General features: G+C 64.9%; 21 protein-coding genes and 1 pseudogene. 19 read left to right on the forward strand and 3 right to left on the reverse strand.

Going from position 1 to position 17,360, the window contains the following annotated elements:
• Positions 1-61 precede the first annotated feature (61 nt).
• The 12 genes from MBSD_RS11230 (at position 62) to MBSD_RS11285 (ending at position 11,739) form a co-directional block, all read left to right on the forward strand.
• Complete coding sequence (locus tag MBSD_RS11230; protein WP_062537412.1) at positions 62-415, forward strand: DUF3168 domain-containing protein; 354 nt, start codon at positions 62-64, stop codon at positions 413-415.
• 147 nt (positions 416-562) lie between these two features.
• Positions 563-1,210: a phage tail protein gene (locus MBSD_RS11235; protein ID WP_062537413.1), complete on the forward strand. Its 648-nt coding sequence runs from the start codon at positions 563-565 to the stop codon at positions 1,208-1,210.
• Positions 1,211-1,253: 43 nt separating this feature from the next.
• Entirely contained in the window at positions 1,254-1,562 is a 309-nt protein-coding gene (locus MBSD_RS11240; RefSeq protein ID WP_062537414.1) for a phage tail assembly chaperone, read from the forward strand.
• Entirely contained in the window at positions 1,562-1,873 is a 312-nt protein-coding gene (locus tag MBSD_RS11245; protein WP_082306635.1) for a DUF1799 domain-containing protein, read from the forward strand. Before MBSD_RS11240 ends, MBSD_RS11245 begins: the two co-directional genes overlap by 1 nt.
• A 3-nt stretch (positions 1,874-1,876) precedes the next feature.
• A complete protein-coding gene (locus tag MBSD_RS11250) occupies positions 1,877-4,495 on the forward strand; it encodes a phage tail tape measure protein (protein ID WP_062537415.1) in 2,619 nt (872 codons plus the stop codon).
• Positions 4,492-4,830, forward strand: a complete 339-nt coding sequence (locus MBSD_RS11255; RefSeq protein WP_062537416.1) for a phage tail protein — start codon at positions 4,492-4,494, stop codon at positions 4,828-4,830. The genes MBSD_RS11250 and MBSD_RS11255 overlap by 4 nt, the downstream gene beginning before the upstream one ends.
• Positions 4,827-5,510, forward strand: coding sequence for a phage minor tail protein L (locus tag MBSD_RS11260; RefSeq protein ID WP_062537417.1), 684 nt, complete (start codon positions 4,827-4,829; stop codon positions 5,508-5,510). The genes MBSD_RS11255 and MBSD_RS11260 overlap by 4 nt, the downstream gene beginning before the upstream one ends.
• Entirely contained in the window at positions 5,507-6,238 is a 732-nt protein-coding gene (locus MBSD_RS11265; protein ID WP_062537418.1) for a C40 family peptidase, read from the forward strand. Before MBSD_RS11260 ends, MBSD_RS11265 begins: the two co-directional genes overlap by 4 nt.
• 7 nt (positions 6,239-6,245) lie before the next feature.
• Positions 6,246-6,914, forward strand: coding sequence for a tail assembly protein (locus MBSD_RS11270; RefSeq protein WP_201797488.1), 669 nt, complete (start codon positions 6,246-6,248; stop codon positions 6,912-6,914).
• Between the two features lie 2 nt (positions 6,915-6,916).
• Positions 6,917-10,615, forward strand: a complete 3,699-nt coding sequence (locus tag MBSD_RS11275; protein WP_062537419.1) for a TipJ family phage tail tip protein — start codon at positions 6,917-6,919, stop codon at positions 10,613-10,615.
• A 12-nt stretch (positions 10,616-10,627) separates the two neighbouring features.
• Positions 10,628-11,446: a hypothetical protein gene (locus tag MBSD_RS11280; RefSeq protein WP_062537420.1), complete on the forward strand. Its 819-nt coding sequence runs from the start codon at positions 10,628-10,630 to the stop codon at positions 11,444-11,446.
• Between the two features lie 2 nt (positions 11,447-11,448).
• A complete protein-coding gene (locus MBSD_RS11285) occupies positions 11,449-11,739 on the forward strand; it encodes a tail fiber assembly protein (protein WP_062537421.1) in 291 nt (96 codons plus the stop codon).
• A 23-nt stretch (positions 11,740-11,762) separates the two neighbouring features.
• Here the strand turns inward: MBSD_RS11285 and MBSD_RS11290 are convergent, their stop codons facing one another.
• Positions 11,763-12,281, reverse strand: a complete 519-nt coding sequence (locus tag MBSD_RS11290) for a hypothetical protein (protein ID WP_062537422.1) — start codon at positions 12,279-12,281, stop codon at positions 11,763-11,765.
• Positions 12,282-12,398: 117 nt separating this feature from the next.
• On the opposite strand from MBSD_RS11290, the gene MBSD_RS11295 reads away from it, so the two are divergent.
• From MBSD_RS11295 to MBSD_RS11320, 6 genes are all read left to right on the forward strand, one after another.
• Entirely contained in the window at positions 12,399-12,608 is a 210-nt protein-coding gene (locus MBSD_RS11295; protein ID WP_062537423.1) for a hypothetical protein, read from the forward strand.
• Positions 12,605-12,838 (forward strand): hypothetical protein, encoded by a 234-nt coding sequence (locus MBSD_RS11300; protein ID WP_062537424.1) that lies wholly within the window; start codon positions 12,605-12,607, stop codon positions 12,836-12,838. Before MBSD_RS11295 ends, MBSD_RS11300 begins: the two co-directional genes overlap by 4 nt.
• Positions 12,819-13,250: a lysozyme gene (locus MBSD_RS11305; protein ID WP_062537425.1), complete on the forward strand. Its 432-nt coding sequence runs from the start codon at positions 12,819-12,821 to the stop codon at positions 13,248-13,250. The genes MBSD_RS11300 and MBSD_RS11305 overlap by 20 nt, the downstream gene beginning before the upstream one ends.
• A gap of 2 nt (positions 13,251-13,252) precedes the next feature.
• Entirely contained in the window at positions 13,253-13,540 is a 288-nt protein-coding gene (locus MBSD_RS11310; RefSeq protein ID WP_062537426.1) for a hypothetical protein, read from the forward strand.
• 624 nt (positions 13,541-14,164) lie between these two features.
• Positions 14,165-14,608, forward strand: a complete 444-nt coding sequence (locus tag MBSD_RS11315) for an Hsp20/alpha crystallin family protein (protein ID WP_062537427.1) — start codon at positions 14,165-14,167, stop codon at positions 14,606-14,608.
• Between the two features lie 418 nt (positions 14,609-15,026).
• Positions 15,027-15,971 (forward strand): alpha/beta hydrolase, encoded by a 945-nt coding sequence (locus MBSD_RS11320; protein WP_062537428.1) that lies wholly within the window; start codon positions 15,027-15,029, stop codon positions 15,969-15,971.
• Positions 15,972-16,040: 69 nt separating this feature from the next.
• Here MBSD_RS11320 and MBSD_RS11325 read toward each other — a convergent pair whose 3' ends face one another.
• Positions 16,041-16,430 carry a lipocalin family protein gene (locus MBSD_RS11325; protein WP_237071794.1) on the reverse strand — a complete coding sequence of 130 codons (390 nt, stop codon included), beginning with the start codon at positions 16,428-16,430 and terminating at the stop codon, positions 16,041-16,043.
• 110 nt (positions 16,431-16,540) lie between these two features.
• Between MBSD_RS11325 and MBSD_RS11330 the strand changes: the two are divergent.
• Positions 16,541-16,905, forward strand: a pseudogene (locus MBSD_RS11330) (ankyrin repeat domain-containing protein); the annotation flags it as partial.
• A 20-nt stretch (positions 16,906-16,925) separates the two neighbouring features.
• Here MBSD_RS11330 and MBSD_RS11335 read toward each other — a convergent pair.
• The coding region (locus MBSD_RS11335) for a YadA C-terminal domain-containing protein (protein WP_062537429.1) at positions 16,926-17,360 on the reverse strand (435 nt) is incomplete at its 5' end.

A 17,360-nucleotide genomic window follows, 5' to 3' on the forward strand; every position in this document is an offset into this window, starting at 1 on the left:
AAGCCCATGCCATTGGCTTGGTTTGTCATGTATATAATGGCCTTTTCTTTTGGAGTAGCCGATGAGCCTCGAAGCGACCCTTTACGGCCTGCTCGGCTCGCTGGTCAGCGGACGCTGCTATCCGGACACGATTCCCGATTCGCCCGTCTTCCCGCTGATCGTCTACCAGCAGGTTGGGGGGCAGGCTGTCGAGTTCATGGAGCAGGCGATGGCCGACCAGGACAACGCCCGTGTTCAGTTATGGACGTGGGCCAAGACGCGCGCCGAGGCCAACAGCATCGCGCATCAGGCCCGAACCGCAATCATCGGCAGCGCGATGCAGGCGAAAACGCTTGCCGCGCCGGTATCGGTCTACGACGAAGACATGAAGCTCTACGGTGCGCGGCAGGATTTCAGCATCTGGCACGCGCCATAACGCATCAAGCCCCGGCCAGGACTGTCGAGAGATAGACCGAATCCGGGCACCCATTCGGCCTGTGCACAGGCTGAAACCGACTGTCGCGAGACAGCCGTCCCACATCGCCGCGAGGCGAAGCAATCCCTTCTAGAAGGACGACGCACCATGTCTGTGAAACTCCCGAACGGAACCACGTTCGCGATCGCGTCGGGCTATGGCTCGCCGATCACCGTCACCGCGCTGAGCAATGCCACCGAGGCTGTTGCCACCGCGACCAACACGTTTGCTACCGGCGATTACGTCGAGATCACGTCTGGCTGGTCGCGCCTGAACGGCAAGATCGCCCGCGTGAAGTCCGCCACCGCCTCCGATTTCGTGCTGGAAGGTATCGACACGTCCGACACCACGATCTATCCGGCCGGCACGGGCACGGGCACGGTGCGCAAGATCAACGGATGGACGCAGATCCAGCAGGTGCTGACCACCTCGACCAGCGGCGGCGACCAGCAGTTCGCGACGTACCAATTCATCGAGGCCGACCAGGAAACCCGCATCCCGACCACCAAGAGCGCGGCGGGGCTGGACCTGTCCATCGCGGACGATCCGACCTTGCCGGGCTATGTGGCCCTGTCGGCGGCGAACGATGACCGCAATCAGCGCGCGCTCAAGTGCACGCTGTCGAATGGCTCGATCATCCTCTACAACGCCTATTGCTCGCTCAACAAGACGCCGAGCATGACGGCCAACCAGGTGATGGCGTGTCAGGCGACCCTGTCGTTCCTGAACGCCGACCCGGTTCGCTACGCCTCGTAACCCAACAGGCCCGCTTCGGCGGGCCTTTTCTCACAGGTGACCGATGTTCTCCATCAAGGCAAACCCCACGTTCGACGCGGCGATCACGATCATCGGCCAGGGCCGCGAACAGCAGCTCAACGTGACGTTCAAGCACAAGCCGCGGACCGAATACCTTGCGCTGCTCGACAAGATTGGCAAGGGCGAAACGTCCGTCGCCGACGCGCTGCTTGCGCTGCTCGACAAATGGGATGCCGATGCTGACCTGTCGGCCAAGTCCCTTGCGCTGCTTCAGGAGCAACAGCCGGGCGCCGATTGGGCGATCCTGCAGGCATACGGTGAAGCCCTTGTGGTGGCCCGCAAGGGAAACTGATCGCGGGGGCGGAAGCGCTCTACTGGAAGCCACCCAACCCGGAAGAGCTTGAGCCCTACGGGCTCACGGCGGACGACTACCCGCCCCCATCCGTCGAACTCTGGCCGGAAAACTGGCCTGCCATCCAACTGTTCACCCGCCTGTCGACGCAATGGCGCGTTGGCGCAGGCGGGCCGGTCGGGCTGGATTATGGCGTCCTCTTTCACGAGTTGGACCGCATGGGCCTCGACACCGAGGCTTATGACGACCTGTTCGCATCCATCCGCGTGATCGAAGGCATCGCGCTCAACGAGCTCCACAAGAAGGACTGACCTGTGGCCGAAGAAACCTCTACCGGCTCGATCGGCACCGCGCGCATCGATGTCACGGTCAACACCGCGACGATGGAGGCCGGCATCACCGCGGCCAAGCGTAAGGTGTCCGGGCTGGGCGCGGAGGCGGCGGCTCAGTTCGACAAGGCGAACGCGAGCACGAAGCGTTACGCCGAAAGCCTGCTGCGCCAAGCCGACTTGCTTGGCAAGTCGCGCGCCGAACAGATCGCCTACAACGCGCAAGTCCGCATTGGTGGCGAGCTTGGCGAGCAAATCGCAAGGAAGGCGCTTGCCCAGCAGGCGGCGCTCGCTGCCGCGACCGGGAACACCGGCAAGTCCATCAAGGAACTCCAGTTCGCCATGCGCGGCCTCCCCGCGCAGATCACGGATATCGTGACCGGCTTTGCCACCGGGCAGCGCCCGCTCAACATCCTGTTGCAGCAGGGCGGCCAGCTCAAGGACATGTTCGGCGGCGTCGTCCCCGCAGCAAAGGCCCTCGGCAGTTCCCTTCTCGGCCTGATCAATCCGTATACGCTCGCCGCTGGCGCCGCCGCGGCCCTGTTGCTGGCCTGGAAGCAGGGCAGCGATGAGGCCGATGCATACAACAAGGCGCTCATCCTCACGGGCGACTACGCCGGCATTACGGCCTCGCACCTGGGCGAACTCGCCAAAAGCATCAGCAATACAGCGGATGCGACTCAGCACGCTGTGGCGGATACGCTCGCGCAAGTGGCATCGTCCGGAAAGTTCACCAGCGACCAGATCGAGCTTGTCGGCCGCGCCGCCGTTGCCATGTCCCAACTGACCGGACAGGCCACCGCAAAGACCATCAGCCAGTTCGAAGAGATCGGCAAGAAGCCGGTTGAGGCCATCCTCAAGCTCAACGATGCGCAGCACTTCCTGACCGAAGAAACCTACGCGCAGATCAAGGCGCTGGAAGATCAAGGGAAGTCGCAGGAAGCGGCTGCGCTGGCGATGCAGACCTATTCCGACGCGCTGCGCGACCGCGCGAAGGAAGTAACGGACAACGCCGGGTACATGGAGAAGGCTTGGCACGCGGTAGCCGGCGCTGCCAAGGGCGCATGGGATGCCATGCTCGATGTCGGTCGCACGCAGACGACCGCCGACAAGATTGCGGCGATCAATGCGGAAATCAGGGCTCTAACCACCCCGCACACCGATCGCGCGGGCAACCTGGTGCAAGGCCAGTTCGGTGGCAAGGTCGCCGAACTCATCAAGCAGCGCGACGCCCTGCTGGCGCAGGCCGAGGCGGATTCGAGAAAGGCGCGCGAGGAAGCGGCCAAGCAGCAGCTCGTACAGGACCGCGCCAACTCCGACCGCGAAGCAGAGGCGTATTTCACCAACGCGCAGAAGCGCGCGCAGGCATATATCGCCGCCGAGAACGAATTCAACGCCCGCATCAAGCGCGCACTCGACGCGGGCGATAAGGCGCTAGCCGAGCGCGAGCGCCAACAGAAAGCGGCCGTTCTCGCGGGCATCAATGCGAAGTTCGCGGACAAGGGCTCGTCCCGATCCTCTGGCGCAGGACGCAGACGCGCAGACGACTTCCGCGACAGCGGCTTGAAGCAGTTGCGAGCCAATATCGATGCCGAGGCGAAGATCCTCGACCTGCGCAAGAAGAACGCCGACTCGCTCGCGGCCTACAAGTCAGCCATGGACGGCAAGCTGCAAACGGATCGCGAGGCGAATCAGCTCAGCGTCGAAAGTATCGGCCTCAGTCAGCGCGAGATTGAACTGCGCCGCCAGATCATCGAAATCGAGCGCGAGGCGGATCGTGAGCTTGCGCGCCTGAACTCGCCGTCCAATCGCGCCAATCTTACGCAAGAGGAATACGACGCCCGACTGAAGGTCATCAAGGATTACGAGGCACAGCGGATCGAGGCCGCCAAACAGGCGGATGCGGCTATCACCGCCGCGCAGAAGTCCTTCAATGCAGGCGCGCGCGCCGGCTATCGCGATTGGGTCGACCAAGCATCGAACGCCGCAGCGCAGGCACACGACCTGTTCGTCAATGCCTTCGACGGCATGGCGGATGCGCTCGCCAACTTCGTCACCACCGGCAAGCTCAATTTCCGTAGCTTCGCGACCGATGTGCTGAAAGAGATCGCGCGCATCGAAACGCGCATCTTGGTGTCGAAGGTCGCCTCGTGGTTCCTGGGCGCGTTCGGCGGCGGTACGAGTATCGGCGCGGGCGCGGCAGGCGGTGCGGCAGGTGGGGCGGCGGGCGCGGTCGCGAATGCCAAAGGCGGCGTTTATGCCTCCCCCGGCCTTTCCGCCTACTCCGGGCAGATCGTCGACCGCCCCACGCTCTTCGCCTTTGCCAAGGGTGCCGGCCTCATGGGCGAGGCCGGACCCGAGGCGATCATCCCGCTGAAGCGCGGCCCGGATGGAAAGTTGGGCGTGAGTGCGTCCGGCGGCGGAGATGTCTATGTGACCACGACGGTCAACGTGGACAACTCCGGCAATGCCGACAGCAAGTCCGGCGCCACGAACAACGATGAGGCGCGCCAGCTCTCCAAGCTGATCGAGACCAAGGTCCGCGATGTACTCGGCCAGGAAAGCCGCCAGGGCGGCTTGCTGTGGAGGATGCAGCACGCATGAGCACGCCTACGTTTACCTGGCAGGCCACCGGCAACCCGACCGGCACGGTGTCTTTCCGCGTCCGCACCGCGCAGTTTGGTGACGGCTACAAACAGACGGTTGCGGACGGTATCAACAACAAGGTCCAGTCCTGGCCGCTCACGTTCACAGGCACCAAGGCCGAGATGCAGGCGATCGTCAACTTCTTTGACGAGCGGGCCGGATGGCAATCGTTCTACTGGACGCCCCCGTTGGGCGTGCAAGGGCTGTACAAGGTCACCACCTACAGCCCGACGCCGAAGGGTGGCCCGATCTACACGGTGACCGCAACCTTTGAGCAGGCATTCGCGCCGTGACGTTCAAGGCAGACATTCAGACGCTCGAACCGGGCGAGTTGGTTGAGCTGTTCGAAGTTGACGCAACGGCCATCAGCGGCGATCTGCTGCGGTTCCACGCATACACGCAGATCGGGTCGATTTGGTGGCAGGGCAACGAATACAGCCCATGGCCCATCACGGCGGAGGGCTTCGAGCTTCAACCGTCCAAGCCGCCTGTTCCGATGCTCACGGTCGCCAATATCGACGGCAGCATTTCGGCGATCTGCCTGCAGTACCAGGACATGGTGGGCGCCGTCGTCACCCGTCACCGGACGCTCGGGAAATACCTCGACGCGGCCAACTTCGGCGGCACGAACCCGACCGCGGACCCGACGCAGGAGATGCCGCCCGACAAGTGGTTCATCGAACGCAAGGCCGCGGAGACGAGCACGGCCGTCCAGTTCGAGCTATCTAGCGCGCTCGACTTCAACGGCGTGCAGCTTCCCCGGCGCGTCATCATCGCCGGCCAATGCCCCTGGGTGTACCGCAGCGCAGAATGCGGCTATACCGGCCCTGCCGTTGCGGACGCCAGCGATAACCCGACATCCGATCCCGCGCTTGATGTCTGCGGCAAGCGCCTGTCGTCGTGCAAGCTGCGGTTCGGCGCCAATAACCCGCTTCCGTTCGGCGGTTTCCCCGCAGCCAGCCTGACGCGATGAAGCCCAAGACGCTCGACGCCATCCGCGAGCACGCGCTTGCGGATTACCCGCGCGAGGCGTGCGGGCTGGTGGTGGTCAAGAAGGGCAGGGAGCGATACATCCCATGCCGCAACCTCGCCACGACCGCAAGCGAGCACTTCATCCTCTCGCCCGAGGATTACGCCCATGCCGATGAACAGGGCCAGATTGTCGCCGTGGTCCATTCGCATCCTGATGTTGCGGCTCGCCCTTCGGAGGCTGACCGCGTGGCTTGCGAGGCGTCCCGGCTTCCCTGGCTGATCGTTTCCATCGTCAAAGGGGATGACGGCGCGCCGGTAGCCGGCGAGGTCGCCGAAATCGAGCCGTGCGGTTATGAGGCGCCCTTGGTCGGTCGCGAGTTCTCCCACGGCATCCTTGACTGCTACACGCTGGTGCAGGACTGGTACAGGCGCGAGTTTGGCGTCGAGCTTCCGCATTTCGACAGACCCGACAACTGGTGGAATACCGGCGGCGACCTGTATATGCAGAACTTCGCCAAGGCCGGCTGCGTTCCTGCATCCAAGCCAATGAAGCGCGGCGACATCATCCTGATGGCGATCCGCTCGCGCGTCGCCAACCATGCCGCGGTCTACCTGGGAGACGGCCTGATGCTGCATCACCTGTACGGCCGGCTTTCGAGTCGGGACGTATACGGCGGCATGTGGGCGGAAAAGACCATGCTGATCGTCCGGCACAAAACGCAGCTCTGAGAACGACATGACCGCGACCACGATCCGACTCTATGGCGAGATGGGGGCGAAGTTCGGCCGCGTCCATCGAGCCCACCTTGATACGAATACGCCAGCGGAAGCCGTGCGCTATCTGTGCAGCCAGTTCCCCAAGGCCAAGGCGTATTTGATGGGCGCGAAGGACAGGGGTGTTGCATTCGCCGTATTCCGAGGCAAGGAGAACATCAAGAAGGAGAACCTGACCGAGCCTGTGGGGCAGGACGAGATCCGCATCGCGCCCGTCATCATGGGCAGCAAAAACGGCGGCGTATTCAGCATCATTCTTGGCGCCGTCCTTGTCGTGGTCGGCTTTCTCGGCTCGACGTATGGGCAGGCCTTCGGCGGCGGGGTCTGGGGCCCAATCCTCACCAAGATGGGCATCGCCATGATCGCCGGCGGCGTCGTCCAGCTTCTGACGCCCGTCCCCAAGGCGCCGAAGAACAGGGATGCGCCCGACAACGCGCCGTCCTACTCATTCAACGGCGCAGTCAACACGCAAGCACAAGGAAATCCCGTCCCGTTGCTGTACGGCCGCATGATCGTCGGCTCGGCCGTGGTCTCCGCCGGCATCAATGCCGAAGACTACTCGCCGGCCTCTGCGGGCGTAGGCGGCGGCGTGGTGGGCGGCGGCAACCGCAAGACCCCATACGACCCATAACCATGACGGACTCCAACACGATCCGTGGCGCCAAGGGCGGTGCGGGCGGGCAACATACGCCCGTCGAATCACCCGACAGCCTGCGCTCCATCGCGTATTTCCGCATCCTCGATCTCGTTAGCGAGGGCGAAATCGGCGGTCTCGTCAACGGCGCTCAGTCGGTCTTTCTCGACGAAACACCGCTCGCGCAGCCGAATGGCACGCTGAACTTCCCCAAGGCCCACATCGAAGAACGCACGGGCACGCAGGACCAGACGTATATCCCCGGCTTCGATTCCGTCGAGAACGAAATCAGCGTCGGCACGGAACTGCGGTCGGACGCGCCCTGGGTGCAATCGATCACGGACGTGACGCTCTCTGCCGTCCGCATCACGATAGGCGTTCCAGCCCTCTCGAAAGCCAACACCAGCAACGGCGACATCGGCGGCTATTCCATCGCCTACAAGATCGAGGTGCAGACGGACGGCGGGTCTTTCGTCTCGGTCTACAACGGCAACATTACCGGCAAGACGACCACCAAGTACCAGCGCAGCCACCGCATTGACCTCCCGGCAGCGACTACGGGCTGGCAGATCAAGATCACACGCCTGACCGCCAATGCGAACAGCTCGTCGATCGCCGACGTGACGACGATCGACAGCTATACGGAGATCATTGACGCCAAGCTGCGTTATCCCAACAGCGCCGTCATCGGCGTGATGGGGGATGCCAGCCAGTTCAGCAACATTCCTCGGCGGGCCTATGACCTGTGGGGCCGCATCATTCAGGTGCCGTCGAACTATGACGTTCAGACGCGCACGTACACGGGCGTTTGGGATGGCACGTTCAAGCCGTCATGGACGGATAACCCGGCGTGGATCTTCTACGACCTGGTGTTGCATGCGCGGTACGGCCTGGGCCATTTGATCGATAGCACGCATGTCGACAAGTGGGAGCTTTACCGGATCGGCCAGTACTGCGATCAGATGGTGGACGACGGCAAGGGCGGAACCGAACCGCGCTTCGCGTGCAACCTCTTCGTCCAGACGCAGGCCGATGCCTACAAGCTTCTAAGCGACCTATCCGCTGCATTCCGCGGCATGTCCTATTGGGCGGGCGGGACGATCGTCGCCACGGCCGACATGCCATCCGACCCGGTGTACCTCTACACCAACGCCAACGTCATCGATGGCAAATTCACCTACTCCGCAAGCCCGCGGAAAACGCGCTATACGACTGCGCTCGTAAGCTGGAACGACCCCTCCAACTTCTACCGGACCAAGGTCGAATACGTCGAGGACCGTGACGGTATCGCCCGTTACGGCTTCCAGCAGACGGATGCGACCGCCGTGGGTTGCACGTCGCAGGGCCAGGCTCAGCGCTTCGGGAAATGGCTGCTGCTCACGTCGCGGCTAGAGACGGATACGGTCACGTTCAGCGTCGGCCTTGATGGCGTGATGGCGGCGCCGGGCCAGATCATCAAGATCGCGGATGCAGCGCGCGCCGGCAAGCGCCAGGGTGGCCGCATTTCGTCCGCTACGGCCACGGTTGTCACCGTCGACAAGGCCCCGCAGGTCGCCATCGGCGACACGCTGACCGTTGTCATGCCGGACGGCGTGAGCCAGACGCGCACGGTATCCGCCGTTGCCGGCAACGATATCACGGTGTCCTTGGCTTTCACGCAGACGCCCGCGGCCGAGTCCGCATGGGTGGTCGAAAGCGTATCGCTTGCTGCGCAGACGTATCGTGTCCTGTCAGTCACAGAGGACAAGTCCGACAAGGACATCAGTTTCACGATCACGGCGCTGCAGCACAACGAAAGCAAGTTTAGCGCGGTCGACAACGGAACACTGATCCAGGTTCCCCCAATTTCGGTCCTCACGCCCACCGTACAGGCACCACCGGCGTCCGTTGGCATCGGCGAGCATTCGGTCATCGTGCAGGGCGCCGCGCAGGTGACGCTCACGATCTCGTGGGACGCGGCGGCAGGCGCCGTCTCGTATGACGTGGAATGGCGCAAGGATAGCGGCCAATGGATCAGCGCGGGCAATATTGCCGGCCTGTCCGTTGAAGTGGCGGGCGTATATCCCGGAAGTTATCAGGCCCGCGTGCGCGCAAGGAATGCCGCAGGGGATGCGTCGATCTGGACATACTCCAACGCGGGCAGCCCGACGCTGGTGGTCGGAAAGACGAATGCCCCGCCGCCGCCCACGCTCACGGCGACTGGCGGCATCATGGAGATCCGCCTGGACTGGACGTTTCCCGCGTCTTCCAACGTCGACGACACCAGCTATACGGAGATTTGGGTTAGCCCGACCGTCGTCATGGCGGACGGCGGCCAGCTCGGCAAGTTCGCATATCCGATCAACACCGCGCGCATTACCGGCCTGCTCCCCAGCGAGACCTACTATGCGTGGGGCCGTCTGGTCGACAAGTCGGGCAATGTCGGCGCCTGGTCGAGCGTTGTCAGCGCCACGACCAACACGAACGACGCACTGTTCCAGCCGATCACTGACATCACGAATGGCCTGCGTTCCGACGTAGACAAGACGCTCGCGGAAGTATTCCCCGAGATGGCTGGTTCGGACACGAACTATGCCGGAGACACTACCTCGTATGTTGGCGTCTACACCGAGAAAACGGCGCGCCAGGAAGCCGACGGTCTGTTCGCGCAGACCATCGATGTCATTGGCGCGCTGACCCCGGACAAGAAGGCGTTCGTCCTCAACCAGCAGACCGTCAAGGTAGACAGCACCACGGCGCTCGCCGACTACATCACGAGCACACAGGCATCCGTCGATAACGTCAACGCGCGCATCGACACCGAGCAGACGGCGCGAGCCAATGGGGATAGCGCGAACGCCGCGAGCATCACCGCGCTACAGACCACCGTTAATGGCAACTCTGCCAGCATTTCCGAGCTGTTGAGCACCACTAACGGGCTCAGCGCCAAGTGGGGCGTGACGGTCGACATCAACAACCGCGTCACTGGCATCCAACTGAACGCCGGCACAAGCTCCACGACGCTCGATATCGTCGCCGACCGTTTCAGCATCGTGAACCCCAGTGGCACGGACGGCCTGACATGGGACGGCGCGGGCGGCACGCAGATCGCGCGCTACGGCGCCTATATGAAGGTGACCGGCTCAGGTTTCGGCACGACCGCCGACCTGATCGAATGGTATGGCCCGGCGATGGCCGTTGGGTCGTGCTCGCGCTCAAATGCCGTGTATTACCTGGCCTCGAACGGCGACGCCTATTTCGGCGGCGCATTGCTCGTCGGCACGATCAAGAACGCAGTGCAGACGACGGACACGTCAGCAACTGCAAGCGTGACGCTTGGGCCGTTCGCAACGAACGGCGGCACCAAGCAGATCACGGCAAGCTATTCGTTCAACAACAGCACCAGCGTTACGGGCAACCAGACGGCGACCTATAACAATAAATCGTTCGCCGCGACGATCAACGTCTATCGCAGCGTGAATGGCGGCGCGGAAACGCTGGTGCAGACGCTCAATGCCGCAACAACGTCATCGGCGACCTATTCGGCCGCCGACGACAAGACGCTGATTGTGTGCCATATGAACACCAGCGCCACGTTCAACGACACAACGGCCGCGACCAGCAATCTGCAATTCCGCATTGCCATCGCATCGCGCACCGCCCCATTCACCGTCACAGGCTTCGGCCAGAGCATGGCGTTGCAGTCTGTCGAGCAGTAAAGGAAACCGATCATGGCACAGCAGCATATCAACCAAGGTACGCCGCCCGCCGGCACGGATGGCGACACCAACGCAGTGGCTTGGGCCAAGGCCGAGGCGAATTTCACGGAGTTGTATAGGTCGGCGGCCGCCATCGACATTCTGTCGAAGGACTATATCTCCGGCCTGAAAATGGTATGGGTCAGCGGCACGGCGCTAACCGTGAAGACGGGCTCAGCCGCGCGCCCCAGCGATGGCACTCTCATATCCGCAGCGGCCGACATCGCCAAGACCGGGCTTACCCTGAGCGCCTCGACCTGGTATCACGTCTATCTTTTCGACAACGCCGGCACCGCTGACGTTGAGATCGTCACCACCGCCCCGGCATCGCCTTACTTCGGCACCGCGCGCGCGAAGACGGGCGATACGTCGCGGCGATACGTGGGCAGCGTGCTTACTGATGTGAGCGGGAACATCTACAACTTCCTGTCTCTACCTGGTGGTTTTATTTCCTATCGCGTAAAGACCAGCAATGCCCCCTTCCGAGTGCTCGCCAACGGGAAGGCCATCGCGCAAACGAATATCTCGCTCCAGGGGGTCATTCCGGTCACGTCGCGTTGCGCCTATATTGTTCCGACGAATCAAGACGCTACCTATGCCGTATATTTCTCATCATCCGATTCTTCCGAGCCTAGCAATGAAATTACCTTTCAGGCGTCCGGCGCATCGGGAATGAGCAGGCCGCCGACATTCATGCATCTTGATACCTCTCAGACATTTTCATACTCCTACCAATCAGCTCCCACGGGCGGCCTATATGTGGACGTATGGGGCTACACCTACGAGCGCTGACCATGTACGCCATCACCGCTACCGGCTATCGCTGCATCGCCAATGCCACCGACGTGCTGCCCGGCGAAACCGCCGTCGATGAACTGCCCGCGTCGCTGCTGACCGCGCTTGCGGCCTCCGAAGCGCGCCAGCAGCGTGACGGCATGCTCGCCGCCAGCGACTGGACCCAAGTCGCCGACGCGCCGCTGACCGCGACGCAAAAGACCGCCTGGGCCACCTACCGCCAGGCCCTGCGCGACGTGCCCGCGCAGGCGGGCTTCCCGGACGCGATCGACTGGCCGGCTATGCCATAGACGCACCATTTAGGCGCGGGCCATCAAGGCGCCTTGACTACGCGCTCAGAACCCGCCCCATCCTGATATTTCAACCCGGACGGCGTGGCGAGATAGCCATGCGCGCCCGCAAAGTCGGTCTCGCTGAAGTGCTCGGGATCTTGCCCGCCCACGATGGCGGCATCTGCGCGAGCAGTCAGCGGAATGCCGAGGAACATGCGATCAACGCGGCTCGGGTGAAACGCCGTGTTGATTCCGTGGGAATGGATCGATTCCCCGGTTGCCGTCATGCCGGACGGCACAAGCGCGCGATTCACGGCGCATCCGATGTGGGAATGCGACGTTGTGACGACCAGGCCGAAGCGTGCCCCATCCGTGGCGATCTCGGCGCACGCTTCGTACCCGGTACGATCGGAGAACGCCCGGAAGGTCTTGGCCGCGCGGGACAGGAAGGCGACCTTTCCCTCGCCGGGAGCACTGGTAAGCGTTGTCACGCGATCCACCGGGAAGTCCGCGGCGGCGGCGGAGAATGCAAACAGCGCGATGGCTAGGGCGGCCTTCATGGCTTACCTCCCGATTGCGCCATTAGCATAGCTAGTAAACGCTGTCAAGTCAAGCGAACCAGCAAACGCGCGGCCCTTCGGGGCCGTTTCCATTTCAGGGGGTGGGAGGTGACGGATATGGAGCGGACGGTGGGCCAACTTGAAGGCCGTGTCGGGTCGATCGAGGACCGGCTCGAACGCATCGAGGACAAGCTCGACAGCGTGGTGAATGCGGTGCAGCGAGCGAGGGGCGGATGGTGGACGCTGATGGTGGTCGGCTCTGCGGCCGGCACCCTAGGCGCGCTGCTGGCGACATGGTGGGGCTATTTCACCGGGGGGCACCGATGAACTCGCGCGAACGCTTCGACCGCTTCTGGGCGGCGGTGAAACCGTGGGTGCTGTTGCGCATCCAGCAGCCCTCGACGTGGGCGGGCCTGCTGCTGAAGGTGGGCGCCATCGCCGGCTTCGTGGTGACGGACTCGACGGCATCGCACATCGGCGAGCTGCTGGCGGTGATCGCGGGCGGCCTGCTGGTGGCGTACAACCAGGGTGGGGGCCATGAGCCGCCGCATTCCTGACGCTGCGCTAGCGCTGATGCGCGAGTTCGAGGGCTGCCGGCTGGACGCCTATCAGGACGCGGTAGGCGTCTGGACGATCGGCTACGGCCACACCAAGGGCGTGAAGGCCGGCGACTCGATCACGCAGGAACAGGCGGAAGCCTTCCTGCTGGACGATGCGCAGGACGCAGCCGGCGGCGTTCTAGGCGCCGTGAAAGTGCCGATGACGGACGGCCAGTTTGGCGCCTTGGTCGATTTCGTGTTCAACCTCGGCCCGGGTGCGCTGGCGAAATCCACGCTGCTGCGCAAGCTCAATGCTGGCGACTACGCGGGTGCGCAGGCCGAGTTCGCGAAGTGGTGCCATGCGGGCGGCAGGTTCTACGCGGGCCTATTGCGGCGGCGCAAGGCCGAGGCCGCGCTGTTCGGGAGTTGACCATGTTCCTACTGACCAAGCTCAAGGCCTGGGCGCTGGGCCTGATGGCTGCTGTGCTTGCCGTTGCGGGCGCCTATCTTGCCGGCCGCTGGAAGGGGTCTAGCGCCGCCAAGGTGAAGGCCGAGGTCTCCCAGCAGCGCGCGCAGATCCACGCGCAGGACGCACAGGCACGAATCGACGCCGAGGTTGATCATGAAATTGCCAAGCTCCCGGACGCTCCAGCTCAGCGCGTGGGCGATGCTGCCCCTGCCACTGCTGCTGGCCGGCTGCGCACCGATTGGATGCGCTAAGCCCGACCCGTGCGCCGTGATGCGCGCGATCTACGTCAGCCCGGACGACGTGCTGACGGACGGGACCGCCAAGCAAATCCTCGCGCACGACCAACGCTGGGCCGCGCTGTGCAAGGCGCGCTGATCCTGTGGGCCGGCATCGCCGTCGTGCTGTTGCCGCCGTGGCGGCGGCTGTTGCGCTATACGCAACGTCGCGGCGAGTGCGTACAACGGCGTGCCCGGAATGGGCGCGGTCGTACCCGGAATGGGCACGCTTCGACCGACCCCGATAGCACTGTGCCAACTGTGCCAAACGGGGCGCGAAAAGGGGCGTTTTCTGGCACATGAATGAATGCTAAGTTGTTGATTGTGCTAGGCGTGGCATCCCGTGGAACCCCTTAGGAGGGGGACGCTCTATCCAACTGAGCTACGGGGCCGGTCCGCCTATTGTGCGTGGCCGGCGCGTCAAAGCCAATCGCGCCGGGCGGCGCGGCCTTGTTGACCTCGCTCAATACGGTTCGACGCAGGGCGCCTACGCTGCGACGAGTGTCCGCCGCAGGCCGGCATCGTCGGCTTCGCGGCGGAAATTCGCCGCGCTCCCTTCCCCCGAGGGCACGGCCCACGCACCGCAAACCGGAGGTTGTCATGACGCAGTTGGCTCGCTGGAATCCTTTCAAGACCCTCTCCCGCATCGAACCGTCGCTCGACATCGAGGACATGTTCCGCGGTTTCGGCACGCAACCGTTCTGGCGCGAGATGGAACCCACGCCCGACATGCGCATGGACGTGATCGAGAACGACAAGGCGTACCGCGTCCACGCCGAGATCCCCGGCGTGAAGAAGGAAGACATTGAAGTGTCGGTGGACGGCAATCGCGTGACCATCAGCGCCGAGGTCAAGCGCGAGGCCGAGAAGAAGGGCGAGACCGAGGTCCGCCAGGAGCGCTACTACGGCAAGGTGACGCGCGGCTTCACCCTGCCGAACGAGGTGGACACCGCCAAGGTCGAGGCGCACTACGACAACGGCGTGCTGTCGCTGACGCTGCCGAAGAAGGGCAACGGCCAGGGACGTCGGATCGCGGTCAGCTGATGAAGACCTGAGCGCGTCGACCCGCCCTTCCCCTGCGGCGCAGGGGAAGGGCGCCTCGATGGGCGACCCACGCCCGGCGCTTCGCGCACCTCCCGATCTCCCCTTGCGGGCAGGGGAAAAAACCATCATCGTCTCCTCGCGCTGCATCGCCGCAGGCGCCTGAACGCCGGCGAAACCCGCGGCGCCCGGCTTGTCGGCCGAGGCGAGCGTCCGACGTTCTCTCCGCTGCGCCGACATCGCGGCCGCGCCCAAACGCGCGGGTGCCTGCCTTGCGTCGGGATGGCGGCGTCGCGCGGGCATGCGTCCGCGCGGGCCGTCGACATGCGAAGGAAACCGCCATGACCCATCCGGCAAGGACGCGCAGGACCCTTCCATCCCGTGCCGGGCGCCGTTGCGCCGGCGCCGTCGGAGTCACGCGATGAGCAAACGACTGCTGCTGTGGGCGGCCGCGCTGGGACTCGCGGCCCTGTCGACCTGCCAGCACGGCGTCGCCGGACCGCTGCGCGACCGCTGGCGTCAACGCGCCGCGCAGGGGGACGATGGCGGCGCGGCGGCGCTGCCGGCCGGCATCCGCGTGATCCGCGACGTCGCCTACGGTTCCGATCCGCGGCAACGCATGGACGTCTATGCGCCCGCCGTCGCCCGCGGCGCGCCGGTGATCTTCATGGTCCACGGCGGCGGATGGGCGCGCGGCGACAAGACCATGCGCACGGTGATCGAGCACAAGGTCGCGCGCTGGGTGCCGCGCGGCTTCCTGCTGGTGTCGATCGACTACCGCATGCTGCCGGACACCAAACCGCTCGATCAGGCCGAGGACGTCGCGCGCGCGCTGGCCGAGGCGCAGCGGCAGGCGGCGTCGTGGGGCGGCGACGGCCGCCGCTTCATCCTGATGGGCCACTCCGCCGGCGCGCATCTGGTGTCGCTGCTGGAGGCCGCGCCGGCGATCGCCGAACGGCAGGGCGCCGCACCCTGGCTGGGCGCGGTGTCGCTGGACAGCGCCGCCTACGACATCGCGGCGATCATGCGCGGGCCCCACATGCGCCTCTACGACGCCGCGTTCGGCAGCGATTCGCAGGACTGGGCCGCGGCCTCGCCGCTCGTGCGTCTCGACGGGCGCGGCGCACCCTTCCTCGCCGTCTGCTCCACGCGCCGGGAGGAATCCTGCCCGCAGGCCGAGCGTTTCGTCGCCAAGGCGAAATCGTTCGGCACGCAGGCGGCGGTGATCGGCGAGGACCTCTCGCATCGCGAGATCAACGACCTGCTCGGTAGCGATCCGCGCTACACCGCCGATGTCGAGGCGTTCATGCGCGGCCTCGATCCGGCGGTGGCGCGCCTGCTCGACGCGCTGCCGCCATCGCACTAAGCGATCCGCGGGCGCGCACGATGCTCGCGCGGCAGTGTTGGCGCATGCCGGTCGGTTGAACGCGATGGCTCATTCCGTCGCCTTCGACGCGGCCGCAGCGGCGTCGGGCCATTGCTGCGGTACCTTGCGGATCTTCGAGACGTCGTAGCCCAGCGCGGCGACATGTCCGATCAGTGTGGCGTACGTGCCCGGCGGAATGGTCGGCGTGCGCGCCATCACCCAGACGTAGTCCCGCGCGTCGCGCGCGACGATGGTCTGGTCGTAGTCGGCACCGAGGTAGGCGATCACATACTGCGCCTTCATGGGCCAAAGGATTTGCACGCCCCACACCGCGTTGCCCGTGTCAGGCTGCGCATGGCCGACCGAATGGATGTGCTTCACCGGGCCGTCCGCGGCGCCGCTGTTGAAGCGGAAAGAAGTCGCCACCGCGCCGTCCGGCGTCAGTCGGTAGGTTTCCACGGCGTTCCAGGCATTGCGTTCGATCCAGGTGGGAATCGTGCGATCACGTACCAGTTCCCCATGAAGCGGGGCAGGTCCATGTACTCGACGGGCTTGATCGGCGGCAGGTTCCCGGCCACGGCGCCGGCGGCGTCACCCCGCTGCTGTTGCTGCTCGGCGCCCGCGCCGAACCCGGCACCGCCTGCCACGAGGACGTGGTCCTGGCCGGCAGGACCGGCTGCTGGACGAGCACGTCGCCCTCCACGCCCGCGACCCGCGCGGCTTCGGCCCCTTGCACGTGGCCGCCCGGCACGGCCTGCCCGGGGTGGTCCGGCGCCTGCTGCGCGCCGGTGCCGACCCCGACCAGCGCGACGCCCTCAACCGCACCCCGCGCGAGATCGCGGTCATGCGCGGCTTCGTGGACATCGCCGCCGAGTCCGCCCCGGCCCTGCCCGGCGGGGTCTCGATGGCCCGGTTCCTGCGCGACCCGCACTGACGCGGCGGCAGCCGACGCCCTTACCACCCCCAGGCCACACCCGCACCGGCGGCATTGTCGTCGCCGTTGAACGCGGCGCCGAGGGTGAACACCATGCGCTCGGACATCGCCCGCTGGTAGCCGAGCGCGATCGCGTTCTCGCCGCAGTAATGGCCCACGCCGACCGCGAGCCGATTCTGGGACCGGATGCCGGCAGCCGACGCGGTCATGTGGCTGAGCGCTGCGCCCATCGCCCCGACCTGGCTGATGCGCCGATCCAGCCGGTCGAACCGGTCGTCCATTTCGCTGCGCAGCATGCCGAAGTCGAAAGCGATCGCGGCCACCTTCTGGTCGGTGTAGCTGTTGGCGCTGGCGAGGGTGGCGGCACTGCGGTTGTCGGTGTAGCTGTTGGCGCTGGCCAGGGTGGCGGCGCTGCGGTTGTCGGTGTAGCTGTTGGCACTGGCCAGCGTGGCCGC

The organism is Mizugakiibacter sediminis, from assembly GCF_000953855.2.
Taxonomy (GTDB): Bacteria; Pseudomonadota; Gammaproteobacteria; order Xanthomonadales; family Rhodanobacteraceae; genus Mizugakiibacter; species Mizugakiibacter sediminis.